This is a genomic window from Halomonas sp. 3H, from assembly GCF_024206005.1.
Taxonomy (GTDB): domain Bacteria; phylum Pseudomonadota; class Gammaproteobacteria; order Pseudomonadales; family Halomonadaceae; genus Halomonas; species Halomonas campaniensis.
This window is the reverse complement of the sequence record NZ_CP100360.1, coordinates 2649851-2664298: the sequence shown is the minus strand read 5'-3', so window position 1 is coordinate 2664298 and position 14448 is coordinate 2649851. Positions and strand designations below refer to the sequence as shown.

At 67.7% G+C, this 14448-nt stretch carries 16 protein-coding genes; 11 read left to right on the top strand and 5 right to left on the bottom strand.

The window, feature by feature from the left end; all coding sequences use genetic code 11:
- Positions 1-5: 5 nt before the first annotated feature.
- Positions 6-1250, bottom strand: coding sequence for a M20/M25/M40 family metallo-hydrolase (locus tag NFC98_RS12410; protein ID WP_254275255.1), 1245 nt, complete (start codon positions 1248-1250; stop codon positions 6-8).
- Between the two features lie 185 nt (positions 1251-1435).
- On the opposite strand from NFC98_RS12410, the gene NFC98_RS12405 reads away from it, so the two are divergent.
- Entirely contained in the window at positions 1436-1954 is a 519-nt protein-coding gene (locus NFC98_RS12405) for a hypothetical protein (RefSeq protein ID WP_254275254.1), read from the top strand.
- A gap of 69 nt (positions 1955-2023) precedes the next feature.
- Here the strand turns inward: NFC98_RS12405 and NFC98_RS12400 are convergent, their stop codons facing one another.
- On the bottom strand, positions 2024-2473 hold the full coding sequence (locus NFC98_RS12400) for a GNAT family N-acetyltransferase (protein ID WP_254275253.1): 450 nt from the start codon (positions 2471-2473) through the stop codon (positions 2024-2026).
- Positions 2474-2703: 230 nt separating this feature from the next.
- On the opposite strand from NFC98_RS12400, the gene NFC98_RS12395 reads away from it, so the two are divergent.
- The 3 genes from NFC98_RS12395 to NFC98_RS12385 all read left to right on the top strand — a co-directional run bounded on the left by NFC98_RS12395 (position 2704) and on the right by NFC98_RS12385 (position 4790).
- On the top strand, positions 2704-3462 hold the full coding sequence (locus tag NFC98_RS12395) for a VIT1/CCC1 transporter family protein (RefSeq protein ID WP_254275252.1): 759 nt from the start codon (positions 2704-2706) through the stop codon (positions 3460-3462).
- 285 nt (positions 3463-3747) lie between these two features.
- Positions 3748-4260: an Hsp20/alpha crystallin family protein gene (locus NFC98_RS12390; RefSeq protein WP_254275251.1), complete on the top strand. Its 513-nt coding sequence runs from the start codon at positions 3748-3750 to the stop codon at positions 4258-4260.
- Between the two features lie 65 nt (positions 4261-4325).
- Positions 4326-4790 (top strand): host attachment protein, encoded by a 465-nt coding sequence (locus NFC98_RS12385; RefSeq protein WP_254275250.1) that lies wholly within the window; start codon positions 4326-4328, stop codon positions 4788-4790.
- Between the two features lie 87 nt (positions 4791-4877).
- Here NFC98_RS12385 and NFC98_RS12380 read toward each other — a convergent pair whose 3' ends face one another.
- The 3 genes from NFC98_RS12380 to NFC98_RS12370 all read right to left on the bottom strand — a co-directional run bounded on the left by NFC98_RS12380 (position 4878) and on the right by NFC98_RS12370 (position 7692).
- Positions 4878-6035 (bottom strand): histone deacetylase, encoded by a 1158-nt coding sequence (locus NFC98_RS12380; protein ID WP_254275249.1) that lies wholly within the window; start codon positions 6033-6035, stop codon positions 4878-4880.
- A 67-nt stretch (positions 6036-6102) separates the two neighbouring features.
- Positions 6103-6741 (bottom strand): DsbA family protein, encoded by a 639-nt coding sequence (locus NFC98_RS12375; protein ID WP_254275248.1) that lies wholly within the window; start codon positions 6739-6741, stop codon positions 6103-6105.
- A 48-nt stretch (positions 6742-6789) separates the two neighbouring features.
- Positions 6790-7692: a complex I NDUFA9 subunit family protein gene (locus NFC98_RS12370; protein ID WP_254275247.1), complete on the bottom strand. Its 903-nt coding sequence runs from the start codon at positions 7690-7692 to the stop codon at positions 6790-6792.
- Between the two features lie 142 nt (positions 7693-7834).
- Between NFC98_RS12370 and NFC98_RS12365 the strand changes: the two genes are divergently transcribed.
- From NFC98_RS12365 to sufT, 7 genes are all read left to right on the top strand, one after another.
- Positions 7835-8176, top strand: a complete 342-nt coding sequence (locus tag NFC98_RS12365; protein WP_254275246.1) for a zinc ribbon domain-containing protein YjdM — start codon at positions 7835-7837, stop codon at positions 8174-8176.
- 239 nt (positions 8177-8415) lie between these two features.
- A complete protein-coding gene (locus NFC98_RS12360; protein ID WP_183332756.1) occupies positions 8416-8880 on the top strand; it encodes an SUF system Fe-S cluster assembly regulator in 465 nt (154 codons plus the stop codon).
- Between the two features lie 65 nt (positions 8881-8945).
- On the top strand, positions 8946-10388 hold the full coding sequence (gene sufB, locus NFC98_RS12355; protein WP_183332758.1) for a Fe-S cluster assembly protein SufB: 1443 nt from the start codon (positions 8946-8948) through the stop codon (positions 10386-10388).
- Between the two features lie 31 nt (positions 10389-10419).
- Positions 10420-11172, top strand: a complete 753-nt coding sequence (gene sufC, locus NFC98_RS12350) for a Fe-S cluster assembly ATPase SufC (protein ID WP_254275245.1) — start codon at positions 10420-10422, stop codon at positions 11170-11172.
- Positions 11169-12515 carry a Fe-S cluster assembly protein SufD gene (gene sufD / locus NFC98_RS12345; protein WP_254275244.1) on the top strand — a complete coding sequence of 449 codons (1347 nt, stop codon included), beginning with the start codon at positions 11169-11171 and terminating at the stop codon, positions 12513-12515. The genes sufC and sufD overlap by 4 nt, the downstream gene beginning before the upstream one ends.
- A 36-nt stretch (positions 12516-12551) precedes the next feature.
- Entirely contained in the window at positions 12552-13811 is a 1260-nt protein-coding gene (locus NFC98_RS12340) for a cysteine desulfurase (RefSeq protein ID WP_302055059.1), read from the top strand.
- A 34-nt stretch (positions 13812-13845) separates the two neighbouring features.
- Positions 13846-14418 carry a putative Fe-S cluster assembly protein SufT gene (gene sufT / locus NFC98_RS12335; protein WP_254275243.1) on the top strand — a complete coding sequence of 191 codons (573 nt, stop codon included), beginning with the start codon at positions 13846-13848 and terminating at the stop codon, positions 14416-14418.
- The last annotated feature ends 30 nt before the right edge of the window (positions 14419-14448 follow it).

Below are 14448 nucleotides of genomic sequence, written 5' to 3'. Positions count from 1 at the left end.
GACGCCTACTCGGCGTCAGACGTTGGCTTGTCTGCCCCCTGATGGCCCAGCGTCCCGGCCTCGTCGAGGCGCGGGTGGTTGTCCAGGAATTCCCGGTGCGGGTCGGGCAGGCCGTCCAGCGCCTGGAGGCTGTGGGTGATGGCATGGATCGCCGCCGTCACGTCCCGGGTGTTGCCGGTCTCGGAGATGGTGTGCATGTTGCGGATCGGGAAGCCGATGGAGGTGGCCACGCAGTCCACGGCGGCCAGCACGCCGGCCATGCCGTCGGTGCCGGTATCGGCGCCGACGATGTCCCGCTGCATGGGGATGTCGTGCTCCCGGGCGGTGGTCTCGATCAGGCGATTGAACTGCTCGCTGGCGATGGCCCCCACCGACAGGGTGAAGCCCTTGCCCATCTCCAGCGGCTGCATGCGGCGGTCGCCGATGCCCGGGGCGGCCGCATAGTCGTGGTTCACGTCCACGGCGATGATGGCGTCGGGCCTGAGCTCCCCGGCCAGCACCCGGCTGCCGAAGCGGCCGATCTCCTCGTAGCTGGCGATGGCGAACAGCACCCGCACCTGCTCGGTGCCGCCCGCCTCGGCGATCAGTCGCGCCACCTCGGCGGTGACGAAGCAGCCCAGGCCGTTGTCCAGGTAGGCGCCGTAGAAGGTGTCCGGGCTGAAGCCGTGGCGGATGGGCCGGTCGAAGAGGATGGCGTCGCCAGGGCGCACGCCCAGCTTCTCCACCTGCTGCTTCTTGTTCTCGCCGTGGATCTGCAGGTCCAGGTAGATCTGCTCCTTCTTGATGCCCTTCTCGCCGTTGCGCTGGGCCGGGTCGGAGAAGTGGATGGCACCCAGGGCCTCCACGGTGCCGCCCTCGATGCGCCGGTAGCGGCCGGGTGCGGCCGGATCCTCGCTGAACAGGGTGACCTCATGGCCGACCAGCACGTTGGGGAGGAAGGCGTCGGTGTTGATCCAGATCTTGCCGTCCTCGCCGATGGAGCGCACCTGCATGCGGATCTTGTCGGCGTGGCCGATCACCATCACCTTGAACAGATCGTCGCGGCCGGGGTGGGTGTCCAGCACCACCCCGGCGTGGCCCTTGAACTGGTGCAGCTGCCAGCTGGCGGGGGCGAAGCTCTCGAAGTGGGGCTTGAGCACGCCGTAGGTCATGGCCGCCTCCAGGCCCACGGGGCTGGGGGCCGCGAGGATGCGTCGCATCAGCTCAAACTGCGGCTCGGGCATGGGCTCTGTCCAGGGGGTATCGCTCATTGCGTTCTCTCTCGTTTCAGGGTGAGATCATCGCACAGAGCTTACCATTCCGGGCGGTTGCGGTCTGTCCGAGGCGTCTTCGGGTGCCACTGCTGCCATCGGCCAGGCTATGCTGGGCGACATACCCTCAATCGCTGGGCCATGAGCGAGAAGGAGAGCCAGGCATGTGGTCAAGGATGTCAGTGATGCTGCCCCTCGGTCTGGCGGTACTGCTTGTGGCAGGCTGCGCCGGCGCTCCGCCGTCACCACCCGAGCCGGAACCAGAGGTCGCAGCGCCCCCCGAGGAGGGCATGCCTGGCACCGGGGCGGAGGAGGCGGCCTGGCTGCCGCCGCTGTTCGACGGCGTGGAGGACGAGGTGCACTACTACATCAGCCGGCTGCCGGACCGCCGTTTCGTCGAGTCCTATGGCGGGGAGGAGCATCCGCGGCCCTGGTACATCGCGGCCGAGCGGCTGGGACGGATCGGCGAACCGGCCATTCCCCTGCTGGCCTCGCGTCTCGAGTCCCCGGACGAGTATGAGCTGATGTTGGTGCTCTACGCGCTGATGCTCGCTTCACAGGATCCGTCGCTGGTGGCCGCCACCGGCGGTGACACCCTCGAGCTCGGTACCGTGCTGGACCCGCGGCACAATGCCGAGAACCTCGCCAGGGCCCGGGCCTGGTGGCAGCGCCACGGCTGGCGCTGGCCATCATCCAGGCGATGACGCCCCGGGGCGAGTGGTCACCCGTCCGTCCAGCGTGGCGCTTCCCCGGCCTGCCGGAGGCGAGCCCCGTCATCCCCGGATCTCGGCGACGACCTCGCCGGTCTCCTCGCTCAGCCCGGTCTCCTGGAAACCGAGGCTGGCGTAGAACTCCCTGGCGACCTGGTTGGTTGGCACATAGCAGATCGCGATTCGCTCGAAGGGGCCCTGAGCTTGGATCTCCTCCAGCACGCACTGCATGGCCCTGTGCCCGATGCCTCGTCCCTGGTGATGTCGGTCGACCATGAGGCGGAAGATATTGTAGGCGGGTGGCCGGTCGTCGTGCTCGAAGGATTCATACATGAGGAAGCCGACCACTTCGCCATCGCAACAGATGGCGCGAGGTCGATAGGTCGGATGGAAGCTCGATTCGGCAAGGGAGTACATGTTGTCGGCGACATAGTCGCGCTGCGATGTGGCGACCTCAAGCGCAATGACAGCCTCGAAGTTCTCGCGGGTGACCTCCTTCAGTACCACGTCCATCGCATGCTCCTCTCTTTGGGGTATCGCCCGCCGGCGGGGTGGCGTCCACGCTGCGCGTCAGCATTGGCCCCGTGTGCTCGGGGGACGCGATGACATCGCCACCAGATCCCGTCATGTTGCGCTTTCAGTATGGTGCATCCTTCGGACAGGAAACGCCGGTGTCTTGTCTTATCCGTCTGCGGACGGCTGTGCCAAGCTGGAAGCAGGATGAAGGAGACGTCGAGGGGGCCATGAACGACAGTCGGCACGAAGCGCTGGAGCGGGAGCATCGTCCGGAGGTGATCGAGCGGCGCCTGCGTGCTCCGTCACGAAGCAGGCACCTGCCCGATGCCATCCTCGGCGGTATTGACGGCTGCGTGACCACCTTTGCGGTGGTCTCCGGGGCCTTCGGGGCGGGCTTCTCGGCCACCGTCGCCCTGGTGCTGGGGGTCGCCAACCTGCTGGCCGATGGCTTCAGCATGGCGATCAGCAACTACGAGGCGATCCAGGCCCAGCGCGAGCATGTCGACGGGGTGCGACGCAGCGAAAACCACCATATCGACGTGGTCCCGGAGGGAGAGCGCGAGGAGGTCCGACAGATCTTCCAGCGCAAGGGGTTCACGGGCGAGACCCTTGAGCGGGTGGTGGACACCATCTGCAGCGACCGTGAGGTCTGGGTGGAGACCATGATCTCCGAGGAGCATGGTCTGCAGAGCGAGGGGCTGAGTCCGCTGCGCTCGGCGCTGGTCACCTTCGTCGCCTTCCTGGTGGTCGGCGCCATGCCGCTGCTGCCCTACGCTATGCCCGGGCTGGATACCACCCGGCAGTTCCTGGCGAGCCTGGCGGTGGCCGGACTGATGTTCTTCCTCATCGGCATGGGCAAGAGCCTGGTCTACCACCAGCCGGTGCTGAAGTCGGGGCTGAGGACCCTGCTGATCGGCGGCGCCGCGGCGGGGCTGGCCTTCCTGACCGGCCATCTGGCACAGGCGCTGTTCGGCGTGGAGATGTAGGTGTCGCCCCTCCCCAGGCCAGGTTGCACGGTAGCGCCGCGCTGGCGACAGAAGCGTGGACCTCATCGCCGCCTCGCCCGAGCCGAGACACGAGGATATCGGCGGGCAGGGCGACGGCATGAAGAAAATCATGCTGGCCCCTGTCGAGTGCGCGGGAGCCGGCTGGACTACCTTGATGATGAGGCTGGCCCGCCAGTGGCAGGACGGTCGGGAATTGTCGATCCTGGCATCCCGGTTTTTCCATGGGCCTCGCCATTCGCTAACGCCATTCGAGGAGCCCTCATCATGGCCAAGAAAGCTTCCAAGGACACCGAGGAGGTTCCGGTCTCGGCCGGCAAGTCTGCCCCCCAGGCCGAGTCCCGGGCGATTAGCCCATTCCGGGAGTTTGATCGACTGCTCGAAACCTTCTTCGATCGTGGCGGTATGCCGTCGCGCTGGGAGCATCCCCTCTGGCAGCGCTTTGCCGCCTTCGAGAAGGGCATGCCGAAGGTCGATGTCATCGACCGCGACGCCGAGGTGGTGGTGCGCGCCGAGGTGCCGGGCTTCGAGCGCGAGGAGCTCGATGTCTCGGTGACCGATGGCGCGGTGACCATCAAGGGCGACCACCGCGAGGAGAGCAAGGAGGAGGTGGGCGAGTACTACCATTCCGAGATCTCCCGCGGCTCCTTCACCCGGACGGTGGCACTGCCCGGTGAGATTGATGCCGACAAGGCGGCGGCCACTTTCAAGAACGGGGTCCTCGAGCTGACCCTGCCGAAGCACAAGAAGGCCAACCGTCGCAGGGTCGAGGTCAAGTAACTATCCGTAATGACTGGCATCCGGGTATGACGGCATGCCAGTCATTCCTTGTGTGAGAGAACGACATGGAAACCACCTGGGTAGTCGTCGCCGATCAGGCACGAGCACGTCTCTTCTCGGCGTCCGACCGGAGAGGGGCGCTGGAGGAGGTGGAGGATCTGGCCAATCCGGAGGGCCGCCTGCATGACCAGGACCTGAATGCCGATAGACCGGGACGCGCCTTCGACTCCATGGGTGAGGGGCGTCATGCGATGGGCAAGCACCATTCGCCCAAGGAGCAGGAGGCGATACGTTTCGCGCAAGAGGTGGGGGATCGCCTGGCCGTCGGCCTGCATGATGGCGCTTACCGACACCTGATCATCAGCGCCACGCCGCGGTTTTTGGGGCTGTTGCGCGAGGCGCTGCCCGATGATGTCACGAAGCGCGTCGTGCTCGAGCTTCACAAGGACCTCACCGCCTTGAGCAGCGACGAGATTCGGGCGCACCTGCCGGAGCGTCTGCCCCGGGCACCCCTCTCCCAAGAGGAGTAGGAGCAGGACACGATGACGACTACCTCAGGCGGGCAGTGGGCGGTGTGACCCTCTGACGGATCGGGGATGTCATGCCCCGGTGCGGCATCACGGCCTGTCCTTCCCATGACTGTCCCGGCCGGCGTCGGGCGGCGCAGCCGACGCTTGCGGTTCGCTGACGAAGGCACTGCGATGAAAGGCGGCGGCGGCCTCCACCTCCGCAATGCCGCGCAGGCCGGGTTCCGGTGGTGCCTCGCCGGCCAGCACGCGCAGCACCGATCTCACGCCGCGTGACAGGGAGACGAGGTTGTAGCCGCCCTCCAGCACGAAGACCAGCCGGCCGCTGCACTGCTGACGGGCGAGTGACTGCAGGATGCCGGTCATGGCGGCAAAGCCGTCATAGGAGACATTCAGCGCCAGGTCATGGCTGTGGGGGTCGAACCCCGCTGAGACCAGGATCAGGTCTGGCCGGAACCACTCCGCCGCCGGCACCAGGATCTCGCGAAACGCCTTGAGATAGGCGGCGTCACCGGCATCGGCTGGCATGGGGACGTTGACGTTGGTGCCTTCTCCCAGACCCACCCCGACCTCCTCGAGGCTGCCTGTCCCGGGGTAGAAGGGCGAGGCGCGATGAATGTCCACCAGCAGCACATCAGGGTCGGCCCAGAAGATGTCCTGGGTGCCGTTGCCATGATGGGCATCCCAGTCGACGATCATCACCCGCTCGCAGCCCAGCGCCAGGCGCGCATGGGCAGCGGCCACTGCCACGTTGTTGAACAGGCAGAAGCCTCGAGCGCGCACCGGCTCGGCGTGATGGCCGGGCGGCCTGACCAGCGCGAAGCTGCTCTCCGCCCGCCCCTTGACGACCGCCTCCACCGCGGCGATGGCCGTGCCAGCAGCCACCTCGGCGGCCTCGACGCTGCCGGGAGACACCGCCGTGGTATCCACGTCCAGCCAGGCGCTCTTGCCGCGCAGCTGGTAGATGCTGTCGAGGTAGGAGAGGGTATGGACCCGGGCCAGCTCCTCTCGTGTAGCGGCCACGCCCGGCTCGAAGGTCACCCCGGGCACCGGTTCGAGCTCGAGGAAATGGCGGATGGCGGTCAGCCTGGCGGGGTGTTCCGGGTACTTCCAGGGCACGCCCAGCCCCGACAGCAGCGAGCGGATGCGCGTGTCCATCCGCCCCGGGAGGAACGGCACCTCGATGTCCGGTTCATGGGCCAGCATGCGCTCGTCGTAGAAGGCGATCACACTGTTCTGGTTGCTCACGGCTCAGGCTCCCTGGTCGGCCGGGCCCCACCCGCGTGGAGCCGCCACCTCCAGCATAGCCGGTAAGCTAGCCTAGGGCGTCGAGCAGCCGCTCCACGGCCAGGAACAGCTGGCGGCGTGGCTGGGCGCCCTCCAGCATGCCGGCGTGCTCGCCATCCAGGCAAAAGCGCAGCGCTGGCACGCCCTGGATGCCGAGGTCGCGGGCGGTGCGCTGATCCTCCATCACCGCCTGGCGATGGTCACCGTTCTCCAGCGCCCGACGCAGCGCGCTGCCGTCCAGGGACAGTCCATCGGCCACTCGCGTCAGCACCAGTGGGTCGGCCAGGTCCAGGCTCTCCTCGAAGAAGCCGCGGAACAGCGCCCCGCGCATGGCCTCGCCGGCGCCCGGTTGGTGGGCCGCCTGGTCCTCGGCCCAGGCGGCGGCCTCGTGGGCCAGCCGTGAACGCGGCTGGATCCGCGGCAGCCGCAGGGTCATGCCGCGTTCGGCGGCCATGGGATAGACGGCCCGGCCCCAGACGTCATGCAGGTAGTCGCCGTCCGGGTCCAGGGTCGGTTCGGGGTCGGGGCGCAGCTCGAAGGCGCGCCAGCGAATCGTCATCCGACCGGCGAAGCGCTCGGCCAGGGCGTCGAGCTCCGGCATTTCCAGGTAGCAGAAGGGACACACGTAGTCGCTGAAGACGTCGAGCGCGATGCGCGGCTGGGCCATGGGGGCTCCTGCGGTCAGTGGGCGGGTGGGCCTATCCTGCCAGGCCGCTCAGCCGGCGGCCAGGCAGGACGGCAGGCTCTCGCTCAGCGAGCGGGGGACGATGCTCAGGTCCCGGAAGGTGCCGACGCCGTCGCCGACGAGGTTGTCGCGCTGCATCAGCCACACCTGATCACGGGTCAGCGGGGCGCCGGGAAGCGGAGAGAGCAGTGCGGCCAGCAGGTGCCAGCCCCAGAAGGGCACCGGCACCAGGGGGCGGTCGCGCTTCAGGTGGGCCATCACCCGCTCGACGATCTCGCGGTAGCCGAGCGCCTCGGGGCCGCCGAGCTCGAACAGGCAGCGCCCGGGCGGATGCGCCCCGACCAGCGAGACCACCGCGCGGGCTACGTCCACCACATGCACCGGCTGCAGGCGGGTCTCGCCGCGGCCGAACAGGGGGATCGCCGGCAGGCGCGTCAGGCCGGCCAGGCTGGAGAGAAAGGCGTCCTGCGGGCCGTACAGCACGCTAGGCCGCAGCAGGATCGCCCGGGAGAGGGCATCGACCACGGCATGCTCGCCGCGAGCGCGCGCCCGCACATAGGGCGAGGGGGAATCCAGGCGACAGCCGATCCCCGAGATCTGCACCAGCCGCTCGATGCCGGCCTCGCGCGCCAGGCGTGCCAGACGCGCGGCCCCCGCCACGTGGATCGCCTCGAAGTCGAGTCCGCGTCGCTCCTTGTAGAGGCTCACCGCATTGACCACGGCGTCGGCCCCCTGCACGGCCCGGGCCACCGACGCCTCGTTGCGGAGATCGGCGGCAACGAGCTCGATGCGATCATCCTCCTCGGCCCAGTCGGGCAGGGCGGGGCGGCGGGCGACCAGTCGCACCGGCCGGCCGGCATCCACCAGCTCGCGGACGATGGACCGGCCGAGAAAGCCGGTGCCGCCGAATACCGTGATCGGGTGGTCGGGCATGGTGCGTCTCCGTGACGGGTGAGGCCTATCCTGCCAGGCCCGGCGCGGCGCGTCATGCGCCGGGGTGCCGCGCCGCTGGAGCCCCGGGGGTGGGCGGTGTAGGCTTGCCGCCTTCGATACCCGGCGCACAGGAGCTGCCCCCATGAGTGATCTTCCCCACTGCCCGTCCTGCGGTTCCACCTACACCTATGACGACGGCCTGCAGTATGTCTGTCCGGAGTGTGGCCACGAGTGGTCCCGCGACGGCGGCTCGGAAGCTGCCGACGAGACGCCCGAGGTGCGAGATGCCAACGGCAACCCCCTGGCCGACGGCGACACCGTCACTGTGGCCAAGGACCTCAAGGTGAAGGGCTCCTCACTGGTGGTGAAGGTGGGCACCCGGGTCAAGAACATCCGCCTGGTCGAGGGTGACCACGACATCGACTGCAAGGTCGACGGCATCGGCCCTATGAAGCTGAAGTCGCAGTTCGTGAAGAAGGCATGACGGTGAGTGACCTGCCCCTCGGAGAAGGCCCCGAGGCGGTAGGCCGGGCGCGGGGATAGATGCTTCATATGAGAATGATTGTCGTTATTGATGCCATCGGCGGCGATCCTGCCGCCATCCTGCCGGTTGTAGCCAGGAAACGGGGAGGCGGGCTTCACATCGAACTTATACAGGACTAAAATGGTCCCCAATTGAGGCGCGCCGCCTTCCCGGCGTGCGCGACACCGAGGAGGGCAGGCATGCTCAAGCTTTCGCGGCTGACCGACTACGCCGCCGTGGTGATGGCGCAGATCGCCCGACATCCGGAGCAGTCCCATGCGGCGGCCGAGCTAGCCGACGCCGTTCAGCTGCCGCACCCCACGGTCTCCAAGACCCTGAAGATGCTGGTCAAGGCGGGGCTCCTCGAGTCGCGCCGCGGGGCCCAGGGGGGCTACTCGCTGGCACGTCCCGCCTCGCGCATCACCGCCATCGACATCATCACCGCCATCGAGGGGCCGGTGGCGATGACCGAGTGCAGCCACGCCGAGGGCGACTGCGACCTCGCCGCCACCTGCGGCGTGTCGGACAACTGGCAGCGCGTGTCGCTGGCCGTCCGAACCTTGCTCGACAGCGTGACGCTGGCCCACCTGGCCGACACCGCACCGATCAAGCTGCCGGTGCAGCTGCCTATCCAGAGCGTCAGCCTGGCCGCCGACACGGCCTGAGACCACTTACGAATCATGAGGGCGAGTGACCCTCGCCAGCCCAACCGCCCGGGAGGGGAGACACCATGGCAAGTCAGGAAATGGAACAGCTTGTCCGTCGCGACTACAAGGAAGGTTTCGTGACCGACATCGAGAGCGACACGGTACCGCCCGGTCTCGACGAGGGCACCATCGCCTTCATCTCGAACAAGAAGGGCGAGCCGGAGTGGATGCTCGAGTGGCGCCTCAAGGCTTACCACCAGTGGCTGAAGATGACACCGCCCTCCTGGGCGCATCTGGATTACCCGCCCATCGATTACCAGGCGATCTCCTACTACAGTGCGCCCAAGCGTGACGAGGACAAGCCCCAGAGTCTCGACGAGGTGGACCCCAAGCTCCTCGAGACCTACGAGAAGCTGGGCATCCCCCTGCACGAGCGCGCGGCCCTGGCCGGCGTGGCGGTGGACGCGGTGTTCGACTCGGTATCGGTGACCACCACCTTCAAGGAGAAGCTGCACGAGGCGGGGGTGATCTTCTGCTCCATCTCCGAGGCGATCCGCGACTACCCGGAACTGATCAAGCAGTACCTGGGGACCGTAGTGCCGGTGGCCGACAACTACTTCGCGGCGCTCAACTCCGCGGTGTTCACCGACGGCTCCTTCGTCTTCGTGCCCAAGGGCGTGACCTGCCCCATGGAGCTCTCTACCTACTTCCGTATCAACGCCGCCAACACCGGCCAGTTCGAGCGCACCCTGATCATCTGCGAGGAGGGCGCCCAGGTCTCCTACCTGGAGGGCTGCACCGCGCCGATGCGCGACGAGAACCAGCTGCACGCGGCGGTGGTCGAGCTGGTGGCCCTGGACGATGCCTACATCAAGTACTCCACGGTGCAGAACTGGTACCCCGGCGACGAGGACGGCAAGGGTGGCATCTACAACTTCGTCACCAAGCGCGGCGACTGCCGTGGCGACCGTTCGCGCATCAGCTGGACCCAGGTCGAGACCGGCTCCGCCATCACCTGGAAGTACCCCTCCTGCGTGCTGCGCGGCAAGGACAGCATCGGCGAGTTCTACTCCGTGGCGGTGACCAACGGCCGCCAGCAGGCCGATACCGGCACCAAGATGATCCACATCGGCGAGGGCTCCCGCTCCAGCATCATCTCCAAGGGGATCTCCGCCGGCCGCAGCAACCAGTCCTATCGCGGCCTGGTCAAGATCGGCCCGCGGGCCAAGGGGGCGCGCAACTTCACCCAGTGCGACTCGCTGCTGATCGGCGACACCTGCGGCGCCCACACCTTCCCCTACCAGGAGATCGGCAACAGCACCGCCACCGTCGAGCACGAGGCCACCACCTCCAAGATCGGCGAGGACCAGCTCTTCTACTGCCAGAGCCGGGGTATCTCCGAGGAGGACGCGGTGAGCATGATCGTCAACGGCTTCTGCAAGGACGTCTTCCAGGAGCTGCCGATGGAGTTCGCCGTCGAGGCCGAGGCGCTGCTGAGCGTCACCCTCGAAGGCGCGGTCGGTTAATCCCCATTTTCAGAATTCAAAGGTAGCGAAGATGCTCGAAGTCAAGGATCTGCACGTCACGGTCGAAGGCAAGGAAATCCTCAAGGGCCTTTCCCTGACCATCAACGCCGGTGAAGTCCACGCCATCATGGGCCCCAACGGGGCCGGCAAGTCCACTCTCTCGGCGGTGATCGCCGGCAAGGAGGGCTACGAGGTCACCTCGGGCTCGATCACCTTCGAGGGCCAGGACGTGCTGGAGATGGAGGTCGAGGAGCGGGCGCTGGCTGGCATGCTGCTGGGCTTCCAGTACCCGGTCGAGATCCCCGGGGTGAAGAACATCTACCTGCTCAAGGCGGCGCTCAACGCCAAGCGTGCCGCCCATGGCCAGGAGGATATCCCGGCGCCGGAGTTCATGAAGCTGATCAAGGAGAAGATCGCCGAGATGAAGATGGACGCCAGCTTCCTGCAGCGTTCCGTCAACGAGGGCTTCTCCGGCGGCGAGAAGAAGCGCAACGAGATCCTCCAGATGCTGGTGCTCGAGCCCAAGCTCGCCATGCTCGACGAGATCGACTCGGGGCTGGACATCGATGCCATGAAGGTGGTGGCCGACGGCGTCAACAGCCTGCGCGCCCAGGAGCGGGCCATCCTGCTGGTGACCCACTACCAGCGCCTGCTCGACTACATCGTGCCTGACCACGTCCATGTGCTGGTGGATGGCCGCATCGTCAAGAGCGGCGATGCCGAGCTGGCCAAGGAACTCGAGGCACGCGGCTACGACTGGGTACTGGAGGAATCCGCGGCATGAGCGATGTGCAGACCTTTCTCGATCGCCTGAGCGAGCGCAGCGCCTCCCGGGGGGCGGAGCCGACCTGGATTGCCGCACGGCGCCAGGCCGGGGCCGCGCGCTTCGAGGCGATGGGCTTCCCGACCCGCCGCGACGAGGCGTGGAAGTACACCGACGTGCGCGCCATCGCCCGTGGCGACTTCGCCCTGGCCGACAACGCCGAGTTCTCCCAGGCCTCGGCCGCGGCGCTGACCCTGCCCCTGGAGGCCCATCGCCTGACCTTCGTCGACGGCGTCTTCTCGGCGCCGCTGTCACAGCTCGAGGGCCTGCCGGCGGGGGTGGCGCTGCTGCCGCTGTCGCGGGCGCTGGAGGAGAACCACGAGGCGGTGGGCGGCCCCCTGGGCCGGCTGACCGGAGTGGAGTTCTCGCCCTTCTCGGCCCTCAATACCGCCTTCATGGAGGAGGGCGCCGTGCTGCGCCTGGCGCCGGGTACCGTGGTGGAGAAGCCGATCGTGCTGCAGTTCCTCTCCCGGTCCGGCGAGCGGGCGGTGATGAGCCATCCGCGCATCCTCATCGAGGCGGGCGGGCGCAGCCAGGCCACCGTGATCGAGCATCACATCGGCGAGGAGGCCGCGGCCAACTTCACCAATCTGGTGGCCGAGATCATGCTCGACCGCGGGGCGATCCTGACCCACTACAAGCTGCAGGAGGCGCCGCTGGCCGACCTGCACGTGGCCAGCATCCACGTGGAGCAGGGCCGCGACAGCACCTACACCTCGTTCAACCTGAACCTGGGTGGCGGCCTGGTGCGCACCGACCTGATCAGCGAGCTCAACGGCCAGGGGGGCACCGCCAACTTCTACGGCCTCTTCTACGGCCAGGGCCGCCAGCACGTGGACAGCCACACCCTGGCCAACCACAACGCGCCCCACACCTACTCCAACGAGAACTACAAGGGCATCCTCGACGACCGTGCCCATGGCGTGTTCAACGGCAAGGTGGTGGTCAAGCGCGACAGCCAGAAGATCGAGGGCTACCAGAGCAACGCCAACCTGCTGCTCTCCGACCGCGCCGAGATCGATGCCAAGCCCGAACTCGAGATCTATGCCGACGACGTCAAGTGCTCCCACGGCACCACCACCGGCCAGCTCGACGCGGAGGCGGTCTTCGCCCTGCGCACCCGCGGCATCGACGAGCAGACGGCCCGCGGCCTGCTGACCCTGGCCTTCGCCGGCGAGGTGCTGGAAGAGGTGGGCCTCGACGCCATCGCCGAGCGGGTCGAGCTGGCGGTGGCCGGCAAGCTCCCCGAGCGCTTCAACCTGGCCGGGCTGGTGGAAGCGGCCGTGGCCCTGGGCGATGAATGAGCGGGCAACAGACGATCACCGAGCGAGGACTACCGGATGACTGACCTGGCCACCAGCAGCGAACTCGAGGCCCCGTCCCTGGACGTGGCCGCGGTGCGGGCCGATTTCCCGATCCTGGCGCGCCGGGTGCACGGCAGGCCGCTGGTCTATCTCGACAATGCCGCCACCAGCCAGACCCCGCGGCAGGTGATCGCGACGTTCGACGACTACTACGGTCGCTACAATGCCAATATCCACCGCGGGCTGCACACCCTGGCCGACGAGGCCACCGCGGCCTTCGAGGGGACCCGGGAGAGCGTGCGCGGCTTCCTGAATGCCGCCGACAGCCGCGAGATCATCTTCACCCGCGGCACCACCGAGGCGATCAACCTGGTGGCCAACAGCTGGGGGCGTGCCAATCTCCGGGCCGGCGATGAAGTCCTGATCTCGCGGCTGGAGCACCACTCCAACATCGTGCCCTGGCAGCTGCTGGCCGCGAAACTCGGCTTTACCATCAGGGTGATCCCGGTGGACGAGCGCGGCGTGCTGGATATGGCGGCCTACCGGGAGCTGCTCGGCGAGCGCACGAAGCTGGTGGCGGTGAACCATGTCTCCAACGCCTTCGGCACGATCAACCCGGTCAGGGAGATGGCGGCCATCGCCCACGCCCGGGGCGCCCTGATCCTGGTCGACGGCGCCCAGGCCACGCCTCACCAGGCGGTGGACGTCCGCGACATCGACGCCGACTTCTACGCCTTTTCCGGGCACAAGGTCTACGGCCCCACCGGGGTCGGCGTGCTCTATGGCAAGGCGGCACTGCTCGAGGTGATGCCGCCCTGGCAGGGCGGCGGCGAGATGATCCGGACCGTCTCCTTCGAGGCGGGCACCACCTTCGCCGAGATCCCCCACAAGTTCGAGGCCGGCACTCCGGCCATCGCCGAGGTGATCGCCCTGGGCGAGGCGCTGAAGTGGGTGGCCGGCGTCGGCCTCGGCGCCATCGGTGCCTGGGAGGGGCGGCTGCTCGCCCATGCCACGGCCGCAGTGTCGCGCATCGACGGCCTGCGAATCCTGGGCACCGCCCCGGACAAGGCCGGCGTGCTGTCGTTCGTGGTCGACGGCGCCCATGCCCAGGACATCGGCCTGCTGATCGATCAGCTCGGGGTGGCGATCCGCACCGGCCACCACTGCGCCCAGCCGCTGCTGGCCCAGTTCGGCGTGGATGCCACCTGCCGGGCCTCGTTTGCCGCCTACAACACCCTGGAAGAGATCGACGTCTTCGTCGAGGCCCTGGAGCGGGTCATCGGCATGGTGCGCTGAGACCAGGCACCGGATCACGGAACGAGAGAGAGCCATGAGCGAAATCGAGCAGATTGCCCGCCTGGAGAAGGGCCAGACGCTGCCGTTGCAGCGCGACGTGGAGGCCATCTCCATTCCCTTCGGCAAGACCGTGACCCTCGCCGAGGACAGCATCGTCAGCGTGATGCAGGCCAAGGGCAGCACGGTGAGCGTGGGCTACGAGGGGCGCCTCTACCTGATCGAGGGCGCCAACCTCGATGCCCTGGGCCTCGAGGCGCTGCCGCGGCCGACCCTCGATGAGAATGCCTCCGAGGACGAGATCGAGCAGTTCGTCTGGGACCAGCTGCGCACCTGCTTCGATCCGGAGATCCCGGTCAACATCGTCGATCTGGGGCTGGTCTACGGCTGTCGCATCGAGCGCCTGATCACCGGCGAGCGCATCGTTACCATTCGCATGACCCTCACCGCGCCGGGATGCGGCATGGGCGACGTGATCGCCGCCGACGCCCGCAACAAGATCCTCGGTGCCCCCCAGATCGCCAAGGTGCATACCGAGATCGTCTTCGACCCGCCCTGGAGTCGTGAGATGATGAGCGACGAGGCCAAGCTCGAGCTCGGCATGTTCTGACGCCACCCCCCGCGGCGGGGCCTGGGGAGT

What these genes read in the sequence shown, in the direction of transcription:
- NFC98_RS12410 (WP_254275255.1), bottom strand. Translation starts at nt 1,250, where the DNA reads ATGAGCGATACCCCCTGGACAGAGCCCATGCCCGAGCCGCAGTTTGAG.
- NFC98_RS12405 (WP_254275254.1), top strand. Translation starts at nt 1,436, where the DNA reads ATGCTGCCCCTCGGTCTGGCGGTACTGCTTGTGGCAGGCTGCGCCGGC.
- NFC98_RS12400 (WP_254275253.1), bottom strand. Translation starts at nt 2,473, where the DNA reads ATGGACGTGGTACTGAAGGAGGTCACCCGCGAGAACTTCGAGGCTGTC.
- NFC98_RS12395 (WP_254275252.1), top strand. Translation starts at nt 2,704, where the DNA reads ATGAACGACAGTCGGCACGAAGCGCTGGAGCGGGAGCATCGTCCGGAG.
- NFC98_RS12390 (WP_254275251.1), top strand. Translation starts at nt 3,748, where the DNA reads ATGGCCAAGAAAGCTTCCAAGGACACCGAGGAGGTTCCGGTCTCGGCC.
- NFC98_RS12385 (WP_254275250.1), top strand. Translation starts at nt 4,326, where the DNA reads ATGGAAACCACCTGGGTAGTCGTCGCCGATCAGGCACGAGCACGTCTC.
- NFC98_RS12375 (WP_254275248.1), bottom strand. Translation starts at nt 6,741, where the DNA reads ATGGCCCAGCCGCGCATCGCGCTCGACGTCTTCAGCGACTACGTGTGT.
- NFC98_RS12370 (WP_254275247.1), bottom strand. Translation starts at nt 7,692, where the DNA reads ATGCCCGACCACCCGATCACGGTATTCGGCGGCACCGGCTTTCTCGGC.
- NFC98_RS12365 (WP_254275246.1), top strand. Translation starts at nt 7,835, where the DNA reads ATGAGTGATCTTCCCCACTGCCCGTCCTGCGGTTCCACCTACACCTAT.
- NFC98_RS12360 (WP_183332756.1), top strand. Translation starts at nt 8,416, where the DNA reads ATGCTCAAGCTTTCGCGGCTGACCGACTACGCCGCCGTGGTGATGGCG.
- sufB (WP_183332758.1), top strand. Translation starts at nt 8,946, where the DNA reads ATGGCAAGTCAGGAAATGGAACAGCTTGTCCGTCGCGACTACAAGGAA.
- sufC (WP_254275245.1), top strand. Translation starts at nt 10,420, where the DNA reads ATGCTCGAAGTCAAGGATCTGCACGTCACGGTCGAAGGCAAGGAAATC.
- sufD (WP_254275244.1), top strand. Translation starts at nt 11,169, where the DNA reads ATGAGCGATGTGCAGACCTTTCTCGATCGCCTGAGCGAGCGCAGCGCC.
- NFC98_RS12340 (WP_302055059.1), top strand. Translation starts at nt 12,552, where the DNA reads ATGACTGACCTGGCCACCAGCAGCGAACTCGAGGCCCCGTCCCTGGAC.
- sufT (WP_254275243.1), top strand. Translation starts at nt 13,846, where the DNA reads ATGAGCGAAATCGAGCAGATTGCCCGCCTGGAGAAGGGCCAGACGCTG.